Genomic DNA, 14,531 nt, shown 5'->3' with positions numbered 1-14,531 from the left:
CGCTGGGGTATTCGATACCCACAGTAGCAGATACGCAGAGTTTCAGGTACTCTGAGTTGCATGAAGATCGCCGACGATCCCCCGACGGTGGCCGCGCCCCCCCAACCGGACGGCCGCGCCTCACGCTGGGACGAGCACAACAGCCTCCGCCGTCGGGCGCTGGTCGAGGACGCCGTGCGCGCCATCCGCGAGCACGGGCCCTTGGTGGGCATGGACGAGATCGCCGCGCTCAGCAGGACGTCCAAGACGGTCCTCTACCGTCACTTCGGCGACAAGGCGGGCCTGTACCGCGCCGTCGTCGAGTCCGTGCACGAGTTCATCCTGCGCAAGCTGCCGCTTGAGGACGCCGCGACCTTCGAACCCCGCGACCTCGTGCGTACCCTCGCCGACGCCTACCTCGCCGTCGTCGAGCGGGACCGCAACCTGTATCTGTTCGTCTCCACCAGGCCCGCCGGGGAGTCGCCGGTCGACGATCCGGTCCTCGGCATCACCACACGCATCGGTAACGAGGTGGCCGCCGCCTTCCGCTCCTGGCTGAGGCGCCAGGGCCTCGACGAGGAGCCCGCCAACACGTGGGGCCACGGCGCGGTGGGCTTCATCTGGGCGGTCGCCGACCGCTGGATCATCACCAATCTCCGACGGCCCCGCGCAGAGGTCGTCGACTACATCGACCAACTGTTCGCCCCGGCGTTCGCCGCTCAAACCAAGGAGCTGACCCCATGACACTGACCGCCACCCGAGACACCCGACCCACCACCTCCGCCGGCCCGGCCGCCCACGGCACCACCATCTCCCCAACCGGCGAGGCCCTGCGCCGCGCCCTCGACGGGCCCTTCCACGCGCTGAAGCAGCGATGGCGCGACGAGGTGAGCCCCGACGACGTGGTCCGCGACACCGCCCTCACCGTCGACGAGGCCCGGGACTGGACGCTGGACCGCGTGGTGAAGCTCGCCCAGCGCAACTTCGTCACCGCGGGCTTCCCCATCGCCCAGGGCGGCACGGGCACCGCGGCCGAGTCCGTGGCCAACTTCGAGATGGTGGCCATGGGCGACCTGTCGCTCACCATCAAGACCGGCGTGCAGCACGGCCTGTTCGGCGGCGCCATCACCAACCTCGGCACGCAGTACCACCACGAGACGTTCCTGCCCGGCGCCATCAGCACCGAGCTGCTCGGCTGCTTCGCCATGACGGAGTTGGGCCACGGGTCAGATGTGCAGTCCATCGAGACCACCATCACGTGGCTGCCCGAGACGGCCGAGTTCGAGGTCCATTCGCCCACGCCATCGGCCACCAAGGCCTACATCGGCAACGCAGCCCGGGACGGACGGATGGCCGCCGTCTTCGGGCAGTTGATGGTCGACGGCGAGCACCAGGGCGTGCATGTGGTGCTGGTGCCCATCCGCGACGAGGCGGGCAACGACCTGCCGGGCGTCACCACCGGGGACCACGGCCACAAGGGCGGCCTCCTGGGCATCGACAACGGCACCATCGCCTTCGATCACGTCCGCGTGCCGCGGCTGATGCTGCTGGACCGCTACGGGGGCGTCGACGACGAGGGCCACTACCAGTCGCCCATCGAGAGCAAGAACGCGCGGTTCTTCACCATGCTCGGCACGCTGGTCCGCGGCCGGATCTGCGTCGGCGGTGGGGCCGCCTCGGCTGCCCGCAAGGCACTGAGCATCGCGGTGCGCTACGGGGACGAGCGCCGGCAGTTCCGCCGCCCGGGTCTCGGGGAGGAGATCCTGCTGCTGGACTACCTCACCCACCAACGCCGGCTCCTGCCCCATGTGGCACGGGCCTACGCCTACGGATTCGCACAGAACGAGCTCGCGCTGCAGCTGCAGCGCGTGATGGATGCCGGAAGTTCGGACCAGCAGGCCTCGCGCGAGCTGGAGACTCGGGCCGCCGGCATGAAGGCGCTGCTCACCAGGTGGGCGTTGGACTCCATGCAGGAGGCCCGCGAGGCCTGCGGGGGCGCCGGCTACATGTCGGACAACGGCATCACGATGGCCCGCCAGGACGCCGACGTGTTCGCCACCTTCGAGGGCGACAACACCGTGCTGCTCCAGCTGGTCGCCAAGGCGCTGCTGCTGGAGTACAAGTCCACGTGGGGCGACATGGACCTGCGCGGCACCGCGCAGAAGACGGCGGCCATGATCGGGCAGACCGTCCTGGAGCGCACGACGGCGCGCTCCCTCATCGACCGACTCGTGGCCATCGCCGACCGCAAGCCGGACTCGGAACGGATGCGCGCCCGCGGGTGGCACGTGCAGATGTTCGAGTTCCGCGAGAAGCACACCGTCGAGGGCCTCGCCCGGCGGATGCGGGCCGCGAGCAAGCTGCCGGACGCGCAGCAGCCGGCCGCGCTGAACGCGTGCCAGACGCACATGCTCGAAGCCGCGAAGGCGCACGTGGACCGCATTGTGCTCGAGGCCTTCATCGAGGGGATCGAGCAGTGCGACGACGACTACGTCACGGCGATGCTGGTGAAGGTCTGCGACCTCTACGCGCTGGCCACCATCGAGTCCAACCGCGCCTGGTACCTGGAGCACGAGGCCTTCGACCCGCGCCGCAGCAAGGCGATCACGGCCACCGTCGACGACCTGTGCGGCGAGCTGAGGCCGAGGGCGCGTGAGTTGGCCGAGGGCCTGGGCGTGCCGGAGTCGTGGCTGAAGCACCCGCGGGAGGCGGTGCCGCCGCTGCTCCCCTGACCGCTCCTCCCGCTACTGGTACGACACGAAGTTGGGTCGCGGCTCCACGTCCTCCATCGTCTCCTGGGGCGTCATCGTCGGGGAGTCCTCGTCGATGAAGTTCTTCCACCCCAGCCAGACGTTGGCCGGCAGGCCCTCCTTGAGGTTGCGCCAGGTCGCCTGCTTGAGCGGCGGGTTGCCGTGCCCGTCGGCGTGGACGAGGTACTGCAGCTCGTCGCGGGTGGTGTCGAGCCGCTCGCGGCCGACGATCATCCGCTGCTGGAACTGGTGCAGGATCACCACCTTCGGGGGCAGGTTGTTGGCCGCCACCAGGTCCGCCAACCAGGCTCCGGTGGCGTTGACCTCGTCCACCTCCACCTGGCCGATGATGGTCATGTGGCGCTGGCCGGGCTTCAGCCGCCACTCGGGATCGATCGCGAGACCGACGGTGGGCCGCTTCAACAGCTCCTCGTAGCGCTTGGCCTGGGTCAGGAAGTCGGTGTGCCCGGGCTGGAGGTCCAGCACGCAGTAGATGCCCGCCGCCTCGGCCGCCTCGATGTAGGGCAGTAGCTGCTCGGCCGGGGTCTCGTAGGAATAGTCACCGTCGGGGCCGGCCGACGCGCTGGCCACGGTCGTGATGATCTCGAACGCGCCGATGACCGGGACGTCACTGAAGGCCTGATACTGGGCGGCAAACTCCTTCACCCGGGCGACGGACTGTTCCGGCCCCTGCTCGCCCAGCACCCCGAGGGTGCCGCCGGACGGGTGCCCATAGAGGGCCACCATCATCCGTCCCGGGAACGGCGCGACTCCACCGCCCGGCAGTTCCGGAAGCGTGCGGGCGGCCTCCACCCGCGCGGCGAAACGGGCGGAGTCGCCGAACGCGCCGACGCCGAGGACGGCTCCGGTGGCCCCCTTGACCAGCGCCACCGACTCGGCCGTGGCGCGCGGATCCGTGAAGGGCACCTCGGTGAGGGCGATGCCGGCTGCCGCCAGGATCGCGGCCGTGGCGGCGGAGACGGACTCGCCCCTGGGTCGCAGCGCGGCGGCGGTCGCGGGGGCGGTCTCGGCGGGGAGTCCCTCCACCTGCAGCTCGGCGGGATCGGCCGGGCCGTCGACGACCTCGCGGTCCCCGAGGTCCAGCCCTGCGGCCGGGTAGGCGATCACGGTGCGGGTCTGGAGGCGGTTGAGCTCGGCAGCGAGCTCGGGCCCGGCGATCAGCAGGGGGAGGCCGAGCGCGGCCGCGGTGGCGGAGGCCGCCGCGACGTCCCCACCGGCAGCGGGCGTCGGAGACGTGGCCGCGCTGGGAGAGGCGCTGTTCGACGGCGAGGCGCCAGCCGACGGCGAGGCCGGAGCGCTCGGCGTTGGCGGGGCCGGCTGAACGACGACCACGGCGGTTGCCTCGGCCAGCACCAGCCGGCTCACGGCCAGGGCGCCCTCGTCGTCTGAGGGCAGCACCCCCGACGCGAGGCCGGTGTTGACCGCAACGCGGTGGCCGATCGTCGACGGCGATGCTTCAGCCGACGGGCCCTGCGTGCCTCCGGAGGAGCTGGAGCCCGATCCGTCGCTTGGCGAACCGCTGCAGCCGGAGGCGGCGGCCACCGCTGTCGCGGCGAGTCCGAGGAGGGCAATTCGGCGAGTGATCATCCCAAAAGCCTGCCATCTCGCGCCGCGACCCCGAAATCCCGGCACTGGTGGCCTCAGTGCGGAACTCCGATGTCTGTGCGGTGGAAGCCGTCGGCGTAGTCCACGCGCGAGAGGAGTGCGTACGCGCGCTCGCGTGCCTCACCCACGTCCGCGCCGCGACCGACGGTGCCCAGCACGCGACCGCCGGCGGAGACGAGCCTCCCGCCGTCCAGGCGGGTCCCGGCATGCAGCACGTAGGCGTCGTCCTCGTCCTCCGGCAACCCAATCGCCCCACCCGTGGCGGGGGTGCCGGGGTAGCCCGCGGCCGCCGACACCACCACGACAGCCGCGCCCTCGTGCCACGCCAGCCCACCGACGGTGTCCAGCTCCCCGCGGGCCGCCGCGCGGAGCACCCCTGCCAGCGGGGTGTCGAGCAGCGCGAGGACGGCCTGGGTCTCCGGGTCTCCGAAGCGGACGTTGAACTCCACCACCCGCAGGCCCCTCGACGTGAGCGCCAGCCCGGCGTAGAGGAGCCCGATGAACGGGGTGCCGCGACGCCTCATCTCCGCCAACGTGGGGGCGATCACCTCGGCCATGATCTGGTCGGTCAGCCCTGCGTCGGCCCAGGCCAGCGGGCTGTAGGCGCCCATGCCGCCGGTGTTGGGGCCGGCGTCGCCGTCGCCGACCCGCTTGTAGTCCTGCGCGGGCAGCAGCGGGAGCGCGCGCTCGCCGTCGCAGATCGCGAACAGGCTCACCTCCGGACCGTCCAGGTAGTCCTCGATCACCACGCGGCCGCAGGTCGCGGCGTGCGCAAGGGCGGCCTCGCGGTCGTCGGTGACCACCACGCCCTTGCCGGCGGCGAGGGCGTCGTTCTTGACCACGTAGGGGGCGCCGAACTCGTCCAGCGCCGCCGCCGCCTGCTCCGGCGTCTCACAGAGGCGTGAATCCGCGGTGGGCACCCCGGCGGCCCGCATCACCTCCTTGGCGAACGCCTTGGACCCCTCGAGCACGGCGGCCTCGCGGCCGGGTCCGAACGCGTCGATGCCGGCCTCGCGGAGGGCGTCGGCCACCCCCGCCACCAGCGGCGCCTCCGGGCCGATGACCACGAGGTCGACCCCGAGCGACCGTGCCGCCTCCACCACGGCGACGGGCGAGGACGGGTCCAAGGAGTGCAGCGTGGCGAGGCGCCCGATCCCCGGGTTCCCCGGGGCAGCGTGCAGCTCGGTGACGGACGGATCTGCGACGAGCGCGCGGGCAAGGGCATGCTCGCGCCCCCCGGAGCCAAGGAGAAGGATCTTCACCCGCGTCAGCCTAGTGGCCCGACGATTGATCCTCGCGCTCGGCGGCCTCCTGTGAACGCTGCACGAGGACCCTGAAGCCGATGACCGCCAGCAGGAACAGCCCGCCGACGGGGACCGCCCACCACCATCCCCAGCCGATGTCCTCCTGGCCCAGGGCCACCACCACGGTGCCGGTCATGAACACCGCGATCATGGCCACCAGCGCCCACGCGAGCCGCCCGGTGGACAGGCCTCGCCGCGACATCAGATCAGGTCGTTGATGGCCACCGACTGCTCGCGCCCGGGGCCCACCCCGATGCCGCTGATCCGGCAGCCGATCAGCTCCTCGAGCCGGTGCACGTACGCCTGGCAGGTGGGCGGCAGCTCGTCGAAGCTCCGGCAGCCGCTGATGTCCTCGGCCCAGCCGTCGAGCTCCTCGTAGATGGGCTTGGCGTGGTGGAAGTCCGACTGCGTCATGGGCATCACGTCGTGGCGGACGCCGTCGACCTCGTAGGCCACGCACACCGGAATCTTCTCCCAGCCGCTGAGGATGTCCAGCTTCGTGAGGAAGATGTCGGTGAAGCCGTTGATCTTGACGGCCTGCTCCACCAGCAGCGCATCGAACCAGCCGCAGCGACGGGGGCGCCCGGTGGTGGCGCCGAACTCGGAGCCGATGCGGCGCAGCTCCTCGCCGTCGTGGTCGAACAGCTCGGTGGGGAACGGTCCCTCGCCGACGCGGGTGGTGTAGGCCTTCGCGATGCCGATGGTGCGGTCGATCCGGGTGGGGCCCACGCCGCCGCCCGTGGTGGCGCCGGCCGCCGTCGGGTTCGACGAGGTGACGTAGGGGTAGGTGCCCTGGTCCACGTCGAGGTGGTGCGCCTGGGCGCCCTCGAAGAGCACCACCTTGCCGGCATCCAGCGCGTCGTTGACGTAGCGGCCGGAGTCCACGATGTGGGGGCGGATGGTGTCGGCGTGCTTGAGGAGGGCCTGCACGACCTCCTCGGCGATGATCTCCCGGCGGTTGTAGACCTTCACCAGCAGCTGGTTCTTCTGATCCAGCGCGGCCTCGACCTTCTGCCGCAGGATGGACTCGTCGAGGATGTCCTGGATCCGGATGCCGAGGCGGTTGACCTTGTCCGAGTAGCACGGCCCCACGCCACGGCCCGTGGTGCCGATCCGCCGCTTGCCGAGGAATCGCTCGGTGACCTTGTCCAGCACCTTGTGGTACTCGGTGATGATGTGGGCGTTGGCGGAGATCAGCGGGTGAGCCACGTTCACGCCCCGCGACGCCAGCACGTCCAACTCCTCGGCGAGGACGTCCAGATCCACGACGACGCCGTTGCCGATCACGGTGGTGGTCCCGGGGTTGAGGATGCCGGAGGGCAGCAGGTGCAGCACGAACTTCTCGCCGCCGACCACCAGCGTATGGCCCGCGTTGTTGCCGCCGGAGTAGCGGACGCAGACGTCGACGCGGTCCCCCAGCTGGTCAGTCGCCTTGCCCTTGCCTTCGTCTCCCCATTGAGCCCCGACCACGACAACGCTTGGCATCTTGCCACCTCCACACACATGGATGAAGCCCCAGCTCTTCGCGGGGGCCCTACCGGGGCAGTCTAACGGAGCCGAGGCCCGGCCACCGGAGGCGGCCTCCTTCCTGAACCCTCAGGCGGAGTGCTGCTCCACCCAGCGCTCGAGCTGCTGCGCGGGCAATGCGCCCACCTGCCGCGCCACTTCCTTCCCGTCGCGCATCAGCACCAGCGTGGGGATGCTCATCGCCTCGAACCGGGCCTGCAGAGCGCGGTTGTGATCCACATTGATCTTGACCACCTTGAGCCGTCCGGCCTTGGCCTTCGCGAGGCGCTCAAGGACGGGCGATACCATGCGGCACGGCCCGCACCAGGGCGCCCACAGGTCCACCACGACGGGGACCCGGGTGGCCACCACTCCATCGAAATCCGCGTCGGTGGCGTCGACGAGCCACGGCAGGTCGGCCTTGCACTTGGCGCATCGCGGCAGGCCGGTGGCGGCGGCGGGGACCCTGTTGCGTGCGCCGCACGAGACGCAGGTGGAGATGCTCATGACTCCATGGTCCCCCCTCCCCCGAAATGTGGGATGACAGGGCATGAGATCGGCGCACATCGGTGGCCCCGGGCTTGGAGGAAACTGCACGAAAGGTCAGGGCCCTTGCCTACGATCGCTGTGGGAATCAGGATCGATGGATACCCGCAACGACGCAGGAGGTAGGACCGTGAAGAAGCTCATCAATTCCGCCGACGACGTGATCGCCGACGCCCTCAAGGGCGTGGAGGCATCAGACGCGAATGTCCGCGTAGATCACGAGAACCGGGTGATCTACCGCGTCACACCGAAGGAGGCCGGGAAGGTCGCCATCATCTCCGGCGGTGGCTCCGGTCACGAGCCGATGCACGGCGGTTTCGTCGGCGTGGGCATGCTCGACGCCGCGTGCGCCGGCCAGGTGTTCACCTCCCCCACCCCGGACCAGATGTTCGAGGCCACCACCGTCGTGGACAACGGCGGGGGCGTGCTGCACATCGTGAAGAACTACACCGGCGACATCATGAACTTCGAGATGGCCGCGGAGATGGCCACCGACGCAGGTATCACGGTGGACACGGTCATCGTGGCCGACGACGTCGCGGTGCAGGATTCGCTGTACACCGCGGGCCGCCGCGGCGTGGGCACCACCGTTCTGCTGGAGAAGATCGTCGGCGCAGCCGCCGAGGAGGGCCAGGACCTGGCCGCCGTCAAGACTCTGGCGCAGCGGGTGGCGGACAACGGCCGCTCGATGGGCATGGCGCTCACCTCGTGCACCGTCCCCTCGGCCGGCAAGCCCACCTTCGACCTGCCCGAGGACGAAGTGGAGATCGGCATCGGCATCCACGGCGAGCCCGGCCGCCACCGCGAGCCCATCGCGGACGCGAAGTCCATCGCCAAGCAGCTGGTGGATCCCATCCTCCACGACCTCGACTTCACCGGCGCCCCCGTCATCGCCATGCTCAACGGCATGGGCGGCACCCCGCTGATCGAGCTGTACCTCATGTATGGCGAGGTGGTGGCGCTGCTGAAGGACGCGGGGGTCACCGTCGAGCGCAACCTGGTGGGCAACTACATCACGAGCCTGGACATGGCCGGCTGCTCGCTCACGCTCGTCAAGGCGGACGACGACATGATTCGCCTGTGGGATGCCCCCGTGAAGTCCACGGGGCTACGGTGGGGCATGTGAGCGCACAACACCTGACCCTGGACCTGCTCGCCGACTGGCTGCGCCGCTACGCGCAGATCGTCGACGAGAACAAGACCTTCCTCACGGACCTCGATTCGGCCATCGGTGACGCGGACCACGGCGCCAACATGGCCCGGGGTACCGCGGCGGTGGTGACCCACCTCGATGCGGCCACCACTGTCGACGGCCTGCTCAAGAAGGCGGGCATGACGCTGGTCAGCACGGTCGGCGGCACCGCCGGCCCGCTGTACGGCACCCTGCTGATGAAGATGGGGATGGCCACCGGGTCGGTGATGGAGCTCTCGCCACAGGAGTTCGCGAAGGCCTTCCGAGCCGGGCTCGAGGGGCTGATCGCCCGCGGCAAGACGGAGCTGGGCGACAAGACGATGGTGGATTCGCTGGCCCCGGCCATCGACGCCTTCGACGCGGCCCTGGCCGACGGAGCGGATCTGCACGACGCCGTCGCGGCGGCCGCGCAGTCCGCCGCCGTGGGCCGTGACGCCACCACCCCCATGGTGGCGAAGAAGGGACGCGCGAGCTACCTCGGCGAGCGGTCCGCGGGTCACCAGGATCCGGGGGCCACCTCGTCGGCGTACCTGTTCGACGCCTTGGCGGACGTGATCGGCGCCTGATGGCGGTGGGCATCGTGGTGGTCTCGCACAGCCGCGCGCTGGCCGAGGCCGCCGTCGAGCTGGCCATGCAGATGGTCCACGAGGAGCCCCCTCCCGTGGCCATCGCGGCCGGCATGCCCGACGGCGGGCTGGGTACGGACGCCGCGGCGGTCGCGGAGGCGATCGCGGAGGTGGACCGGGGCGACGGCGTGGTGATCTTCGTCGACATGGGCTCAGCGATCATGAGCGCCGAGATGGGCGTGGAGTTCGCGGGCGTCGAGAACGTGCGCGTCCTCTCCGCCCCCTTCGTGGAGGGTCTCACGGCTGGTGTGGTGCGCGCCGTGGGTGGAGCGTCGATCGACGATGTCGCGGCTGAGGCCGAGTCGGCGCTCGCCCCGAAGCTGTCCGCGCTGGGGAACGCTCCTGCGGCACCATCCGTGCCACCCGTGGTCGCGGCGGACGGCGACGCCACCGGGACGGCTGTCCTGGTCAACGAGACCGGCCTGCACGCGAGGCCTGCGGCGCTCTTCGTGGCCGAGGCAAGGAAGTTCGACGCAGATGTCCGCATCTGCAACGGGGACGTCGGCCCCGTGAAGGCGGGCAGCAGCATCGGCCTGGCCACCCTCAACGCCCGCAAGGGAGACACCCTGAGCCTCACGGCCACAGGCCCGCAGGCGCAGGACGCCGTCGACGCGCTGGTGGCGTTCATCTCGGCCGGGTTCGGCGAGAACTGAGGCCCGCTCGCTAGGCTGACGCCATGAGCGAGACGCACCCCAACCTGATGGCCTCGAACGTCGTCGTGTTGCTGCCGGACGACCCTGCTCTCGCGGCGATCTCCGAGCACGGCAAGGAGCGCTTCCTGGAGGTCGTGGCGCAGCACCCCACCTCCTCGTTGTGCTGGGCGCTCCTCGCCGAGACCTGCCTCGCCGAGGAGGGACTGGGAAGCTCCCTGGCCGCCTACGCCTACGCCCGCACCGGCTACCACCGCGGGCTTGACACGCTGCGGCGCAACGGCTGGAAGGGCTCAGGCCAGGTGCCGTGGGAGCACGAAGCCAACCGCGGCTTCCTGCGGGCGCTGTGGGCGCTGAGTGTCGCGGCGGGGCGGATCGGCGAGCACGAGGAGCAGGAGCGCTGCGCGCAGTTCCTCCGGGACTCCTCCGAGACCGCCTACCAGGTCCTCGCTCAGCCCGAGCAATCCGATTGACTGAGCCTCCCGCGCTCCGCCGACCCCATCGGCACTCGATCCGGCGTCTAGCCGAGGTTCACGGTTCGTGGCGCCAGGCTCCCGCCGCGTAGACTCTCCCGCGGCCCCCACCGTCGATCCCCCGGAGATGCCACATGCCCACACGCGAAGACCTGCGCAACGTCGCCATCGTCGCCCACGTCGACCACGGTAAGACGACGCTTGTCGACGCCATGTTGTGGCAGTCCGGAGCCTTCCGCGAGGGATCCGATGTCAACAACCGCGTCATGGACTCGATGGACCTGGAGCGCGAGAAGGGCATCACCATCCTCGCGAAGAACACCGGCGTGCGGCACATCCGCCCCGACGGCTCCGGGGTCACGATCAACATCATCGACACCCCCGGCCACGCCGACTTCGGCGGCGAGGTGGAGCGCGGGCTTGAGATGGTCGACGGCGTGGTCCTGCTGATCGACGCGTCCGAGGGTCCGCTCCCCCAGACCCGCTTCGTGCTGCGCAAGGCGCTGGCCAAGAACCTGCCGATCGTCGTGGTGGTCAACAAGGTGGACCGTAGCGACGCGCGCATCTCCGCCGTCGTCGAGGAGACCTACGACCTCTTCATGGACCTCATCGACGACGACGCGGCCCACGTGCTCGACTTCCCCATCGTCTACGCCTCCGCGAAGGCCGGCCGCGCCTCGCTGACGCAGCCCGAGGACGGCGGCATGCCGGACAGCCCCAACCTCGAGCCGCTGTTCGACACCCTGATGGAGCACATCCCCGCCCCCGTCTACGAGGAGGGCGCGGTCCTCCAGGCGCACGTCACCAACCTCGACGCCTCCCCCTACCTCGGCCGCCTTGCCCTGTGCCGCATCATCGCCGGCGAAATGAAGCGCGGGCAGCTGGTGTCGTGGTGCAAGACCGACGGGACCATCTCCACGGTGAAGCTCACCGAGATGTTCATGACGCAGGCACTGGATCGCGTGCAGGCGGATCTGGCGGGCCCCGGCGACATCGTCGCCATCGCGGGCATCCCGCAGATCATGATCGGCGAGACACTCTCGGACCCCGAGAACCCGAAGCCCCTGCCGCTCATCCACGTCGACGAGCCGTCGATCTCCATGACCATCGGCATCAACACCTCACCGCTGGCGGGCCAGTCCGGCAAGAACCTCACCGCCCGCCTGCTGAAGGCGCGCCTGGAGCAGGAGCTGGTCGGCAACGTGTCGATCAAGGTCAACACCACCGAGCGCCCGGACACCTGGGAGGTGCAGGGTCGCGGCGAGCTGCAGCTGGCCATCCTGGTGGAGATGATGCGCCGGGAGAGCTTCGAGCTCACCGTCGGCAAGCCCCAGGTGGTCACCAAGCTGGTCGACGGCAAGGTCCATGAGCCCATCGAGCGCCTCACCGTCGACATCCCCGAGGACTTCGTCGGGGTGGTCACGCAGCTCATGGGGCTCCGCCGCGGCCGCATGGAGATGATGGTCAACCACGGCACCGGCTGGGTCCGGCTGGAGTTCATCGTCCCTGCCCGCGGCCTCATCGGCTTCCGCACGGAGTTCCTCACCGAGACGCGCGGCACCGGCATCATGAACCACGTGGGCGAGGGCTTCGAGCCCTGGGCCGGCGACTTCCGCACCCGCCCCACCGGCTCGCTGGTGGCGGACCGGACGGGCGTGACCACGTCCTACGCCCTGTTCAACCTGCAGGAGCGCGGCACCTTGTTCGTCCCTCCGGGCGCCGAGGTGTACGAGGGCATGATCGTCGGCGAGAACCCCCGGGCCGAGGACATGGACGTCAACCCCACGAAGGAGAAGAAGCTCACCAACGTGCGCTCCTCCACGGGCGACGAGCTGGAGCGGCTGATCCCGGCCAAGAACATGTCCATGGAGCAGGCGCTGGAATTCTGCGCGGGCGACGAGTGTCTCGAGGTCACCCCGGCGATGGTGCGCATCCGCAAGGTGTCGCTCAACGCCAACGATCGGGCCAAGGAGCGCAAGGGGCACAAGAAGCCCTGACTCTTTCACGATAGTTCGCGATATATCTTTGACATATCGCGAGCTATCGTGCATCCTGGAACACGTACGGGGCATTCAGCCCCCACTGTCCAGAAGGAGTTCGCGATGGACTACGCGATGCATCACCCCTGGGGCGGCCGAGGCGCCGCCCTGCACCAGATCTTCGGCGCCCTGCTCAACGAAAGCAGCACGCCCGAGGAACCCACCGACGATCGGCGCGGCGAGCGCCGCGGTCGCGGTCACCGCCACGGAGGCCCTAGCCGCGGCAGGATGGGCGGGCACGGCCCGTCCGGCGGCGGCCCGTTCGGCCCCGGCGGCTTCGGACCCACACCCTTCGGCCCCGGCGGCTTCGGCACCGGCCCGTTCGGTGGCCGACGTGGAGGCCGCGCCCGTCGCGGCGACGTCCGCAACGCCGCCCTGCTGCTGATCGCCGAACAGCCGCGCAACGGCTACCAGATCATCCAGGAGCTCGACAACCGCAGCGGCGGGCGCTGGAAGCCGAGCCCCGGCGCCATCTATCCGGCGCTCAACCAACTGGAGGACGAGGGGCTCATCCGCCTCATCGCCTCCGAGGCGGGGAAGGCCTACGAGATCACCGACGCCGGCCGCGCCGAGGCCGAGGCCACAGAACGGCCCACCCCGTGGGAGCAGGACGACGACGCGGCCGCACATCCCGCGGCCGGGCTGGCACAGGCCTATGGTCAGGCCTGGTCCGCCGTCGGGACGATCGCCCAGAGCGGCAACGAGGACCTCATCGGTCAGGCGACGGCCGAGGTCGAGGACCTGAAGAGGCGTCTCTACCAGCTGCTCGCCGAGAGCTGATCCAGCTCTCGCCGGAGGTTGTACCGGGCCTGGCGCTCCCAGAGCGCCAGGCCCTTCGGCGTGTGGAAGACCGATCCGCGGCTCAGCATCCGCTCGACGAAGCGTCGCCGACGCTCGACCCATTCGGCCGGCCCCAGGTCGGGGAGCTCGGCCCGGATCGCCGCGACATTGATGCAGTACCGCTCCCACGGGAGCCCCAGTCCGTGCAGGTCTGCGTCGGCCATCCGTCCACCGGCCTCGTCGTCGGGGTGAGGCGCGTGATCGACGGTGACCAGGATCAACCCGCACACCTCGTCGACCTCCGCGGCCGGCAGACCTCGGAGGAGGCCCCGCGCCAGCGCGACGGAGGCGAGTTCGTCGTCCGGGCTCGCGTTGTGGTGGACCGCGTCGTGGAACCAGAAGGCGACTCTCTCCAGCCTGCCCGCCTGCAGCAGATCCAGCGCGGCCAGCCCGTCGCACAGGTGGGCCTGGGAGTGATAGCGACGATGCGGCTCTGCCCACCTGTCGAGGAGCTCTGCCACCACATGTTCCGGGAGCAGGCCCCCGGCGCTCACCACGCCCGGACGGCGAAGTAGGCGACGCCGGCCCAGAGCCCTGCCCACAGCATGCTGGCGAAGGTCCCGATGATGAACAACTCGCCCTTGCGCGAGGTCCCCGAGTCCGACGCCGTGGCCAGGTCCGCGTACCGCCCCAGACCCTTGACCGCCAGCACCATGGCGATCCCGGCAGGAAAGCCCGCCACGATGCACGCGTACACCGCCACCCGCTCCAGCATGCCGATCCACCGGCCGCCCGGAAGCTCCTTCTGGGCCGCCTCCAGGCCGAGGCTGGCCCGGGTCTGCGCCACCTCCACCTCCGACGACGGGAGGGACGCCTTGTCGATCCGCCTCAGTAGGGCACGCACGACGGGGTTGCCGAGGGCGGCGACGAGGCCCGCGAGCAGCACGATCGCGGCCTTCAATACCAGCCCCCAGTCCATGCCGGAAACGCTACACGGCCGCCCCGACACTCTCGCGGGATAAGGTTTGTCCTTCACCCGGAAGCTATGAAGTTATTCTCT

At 70.2% G+C, this 14,531-nt stretch carries 15 protein-coding genes; 8 read left to right on the top strand and 7 right to left on the bottom strand.

What is annotated here, in order from left to right; all coding sequences use genetic code 11:
- The first annotated feature begins 60 nt into the window (after positions 1-60).
- Both H5399_RS06490 and H5399_RS06485 read left to right on the top strand, forming a co-directional pair.
- Entirely contained in the window at positions 61-723 is a 663-nt protein-coding gene (locus tag H5399_RS06490) for a TetR/AcrR family transcriptional regulator (RefSeq protein ID WP_182782209.1), read from the top strand.
- On the top strand, positions 720-2,711 hold the full coding sequence (locus H5399_RS06485; protein ID WP_182782208.1) for an acyl-CoA dehydrogenase: 1,992 nt from the start codon (positions 720-722) through the stop codon (positions 2,709-2,711). Before H5399_RS06490 ends, H5399_RS06485 begins: the two co-directional genes overlap by 4 nt.
- Positions 2,712-2,723: 12 nt before the next feature.
- Here H5399_RS06485 and H5399_RS17950 read toward each other — a convergent pair whose 3' ends face one another.
- From H5399_RS17950 to trxA, 5 genes are all read right to left on the bottom strand, one after another.
- Positions 2,724-4,337, bottom strand: coding sequence for a hypothetical protein (locus H5399_RS17950; RefSeq protein WP_182782207.1), 1,614 nt, complete (start codon positions 4,335-4,337; stop codon positions 2,724-2,726).
- Positions 4,338-4,390: 53 nt separating this feature from the next.
- Positions 4,391-5,626 (bottom strand): phosphoribosylamine--glycine ligase, encoded by a 1,236-nt coding sequence (gene purD / locus H5399_RS06475; protein ID WP_220490896.1) that lies wholly within the window; start codon positions 5,624-5,626, stop codon positions 4,391-4,393.
- A gap of 1 nt (position 5,627) precedes the next feature.
- Positions 5,628-5,861, bottom strand: coding sequence for a hypothetical protein (locus H5399_RS06470; protein WP_182782205.1), 234 nt, complete (start codon positions 5,859-5,861; stop codon positions 5,628-5,630).
- Positions 5,861-7,144, bottom strand: coding sequence for an adenylosuccinate synthase (locus H5399_RS06465; RefSeq protein ID WP_182782204.1), 1,284 nt, complete (start codon positions 7,142-7,144; stop codon positions 5,861-5,863). The genes H5399_RS06470 and H5399_RS06465 overlap by 1 nt, the downstream gene beginning before the upstream one ends.
- Before the next feature lie 111 nt (positions 7,145-7,255).
- Positions 7,256-7,672 (bottom strand): thioredoxin, encoded by a 417-nt coding sequence (gene trxA, locus H5399_RS06460; RefSeq protein ID WP_182782203.1) that lies wholly within the window; start codon positions 7,670-7,672, stop codon positions 7,256-7,258.
- A 169-nt stretch (positions 7,673-7,841) separates the two neighbouring features.
- On the opposite strand from trxA, the gene dhaK reads away from it, so the two are divergent.
- The 6 genes from dhaK to H5399_RS06430 all read left to right on the top strand — a co-directional run bounded on the left by dhaK (position 7,842) and on the right by H5399_RS06430 (position 13,471).
- Positions 7,842-8,837, top strand: coding sequence for a dihydroxyacetone kinase subunit DhaK (gene dhaK / locus H5399_RS06455; RefSeq protein WP_182782202.1), 996 nt, complete (start codon positions 7,842-7,844; stop codon positions 8,835-8,837).
- Complete coding sequence (dhaL, locus tag H5399_RS06450) at positions 8,834-9,469, top strand: dihydroxyacetone kinase subunit DhaL (protein ID WP_182782201.1); 636 nt, start codon at positions 8,834-8,836, stop codon at positions 9,467-9,469. The genes dhaK and dhaL overlap by 4 nt, the downstream gene beginning before the upstream one ends.
- Positions 9,469-10,182, top strand: coding sequence for a dihydroxyacetone kinase phosphoryl donor subunit DhaM (gene dhaM, locus H5399_RS18475; protein WP_182782200.1), 714 nt, complete (start codon positions 9,469-9,471; stop codon positions 10,180-10,182). The genes dhaL and dhaM overlap by 1 nt, the downstream gene beginning before the upstream one ends.
- Positions 10,183-10,205: 23 nt before the next feature.
- On the top strand, positions 10,206-10,652 hold the full coding sequence (locus H5399_RS06440; protein WP_255422088.1) for a DUF3151 domain-containing protein: 447 nt from the start codon (positions 10,206-10,208) through the stop codon (positions 10,650-10,652).
- 134 nt (positions 10,653-10,786) lie between these two features.
- Complete coding sequence (gene typA, locus H5399_RS06435) at positions 10,787-12,649, top strand: translational GTPase TypA (protein WP_182782199.1); 1,863 nt, start codon at positions 10,787-10,789, stop codon at positions 12,647-12,649.
- A 105-nt stretch (positions 12,650-12,754) separates the two neighbouring features.
- Complete coding sequence (locus tag H5399_RS06430) at positions 12,755-13,471, top strand: PadR family transcriptional regulator (protein ID WP_255422087.1); 717 nt, start codon at positions 12,755-12,757, stop codon at positions 13,469-13,471.
- Here the strand turns inward: H5399_RS06430 and H5399_RS06425 are convergent.
- Positions 13,447-13,992: a metal-dependent phosphohydrolase gene (locus tag H5399_RS06425; protein WP_182782198.1), complete on the bottom strand. Its 546-nt coding sequence runs from the start codon at positions 13,990-13,992 to the stop codon at positions 13,447-13,449. The two genes, H5399_RS06430 and H5399_RS06425, sit on opposite strands and share 25 nt — an antisense overlap.
- A gap of 29 nt (positions 13,993-14,021) precedes the next feature.
- A complete protein-coding gene (locus H5399_RS06420; protein WP_182782197.1) occupies positions 14,022-14,450 on the bottom strand; it encodes a hypothetical protein in 429 nt (142 codons plus the stop codon).
- Between the last annotated feature and the right edge of the window lie 81 nt (positions 14,451-14,531).

This window comes from Tessaracoccus sp. MC1627 (assembly GCF_014164725.1).
In the GTDB taxonomy this organism is placed as follows: Bacteria; Actinomycetota; Actinomycetes; order Propionibacteriales; family Propionibacteriaceae; genus Arachnia.
Note: the sequence above shows the minus strand (reverse complement) of the source record. Positions and strands in the feature narration are given on the sequence as shown.

Excerpts from the sequence above, each read along its gene's own strand:
- H5399_RS06485 (WP_182782208.1), top strand. The coding sequence starts at position 720 with ATGACACTGACCGCCACCCGAGACACCCGACCCACCACCTCCGCCGGC.
- trxA (WP_182782203.1), bottom strand. The coding sequence starts at position 7,672 with ATGAGCATCTCCACCTGCGTCTCGTGCGGCGCACGCAACAGGGTCCCC.
- H5399_RS06420 (WP_182782197.1), bottom strand. The coding sequence starts at position 14,450 with ATGGACTGGGGGCTGGTATTGAAGGCCGCGATCGTGCTGCTCGCGGGC.
- typA (WP_182782199.1), top strand. The coding sequence starts at position 10,787 with ATGCCCACACGCGAAGACCTGCGCAACGTCGCCATCGTCGCCCACGTC.
- H5399_RS06465 (WP_182782204.1), bottom strand. The coding sequence starts at position 7,144 with ATGCCAAGCGTTGTCGTGGTCGGGGCTCAATGGGGAGACGAAGGCAAG.
- H5399_RS17950 (WP_182782207.1), bottom strand. The coding sequence starts at position 4,337 with ATGATCACTCGCCGAATTGCCCTCCTCGGACTCGCCGCGACAGCGGTG.
- dhaM (WP_182782200.1), top strand. The coding sequence starts at position 9,469 with ATGGCGGTGGGCATCGTGGTGGTCTCGCACAGCCGCGCGCTGGCCGAG.
- H5399_RS06430 (WP_255422087.1), top strand. The coding sequence starts at position 12,755 with ATGGACTACGCGATGCATCACCCCTGGGGCGGCCGAGGCGCCGCCCTG.
- H5399_RS06470 (WP_182782205.1), bottom strand. The coding sequence starts at position 5,861 with ATGTCGCGGCGAGGCCTGTCCACCGGGCGGCTCGCGTGGGCGCTGGTG.
- H5399_RS06490 (WP_182782209.1), top strand. The coding sequence starts at position 61 with ATGAAGATCGCCGACGATCCCCCGACGGTGGCCGCGCCCCCCCAACCG.
- H5399_RS06440 (WP_255422088.1), top strand. The coding sequence starts at position 10,206 with ATGAGCGAGACGCACCCCAACCTGATGGCCTCGAACGTCGTCGTGTTG.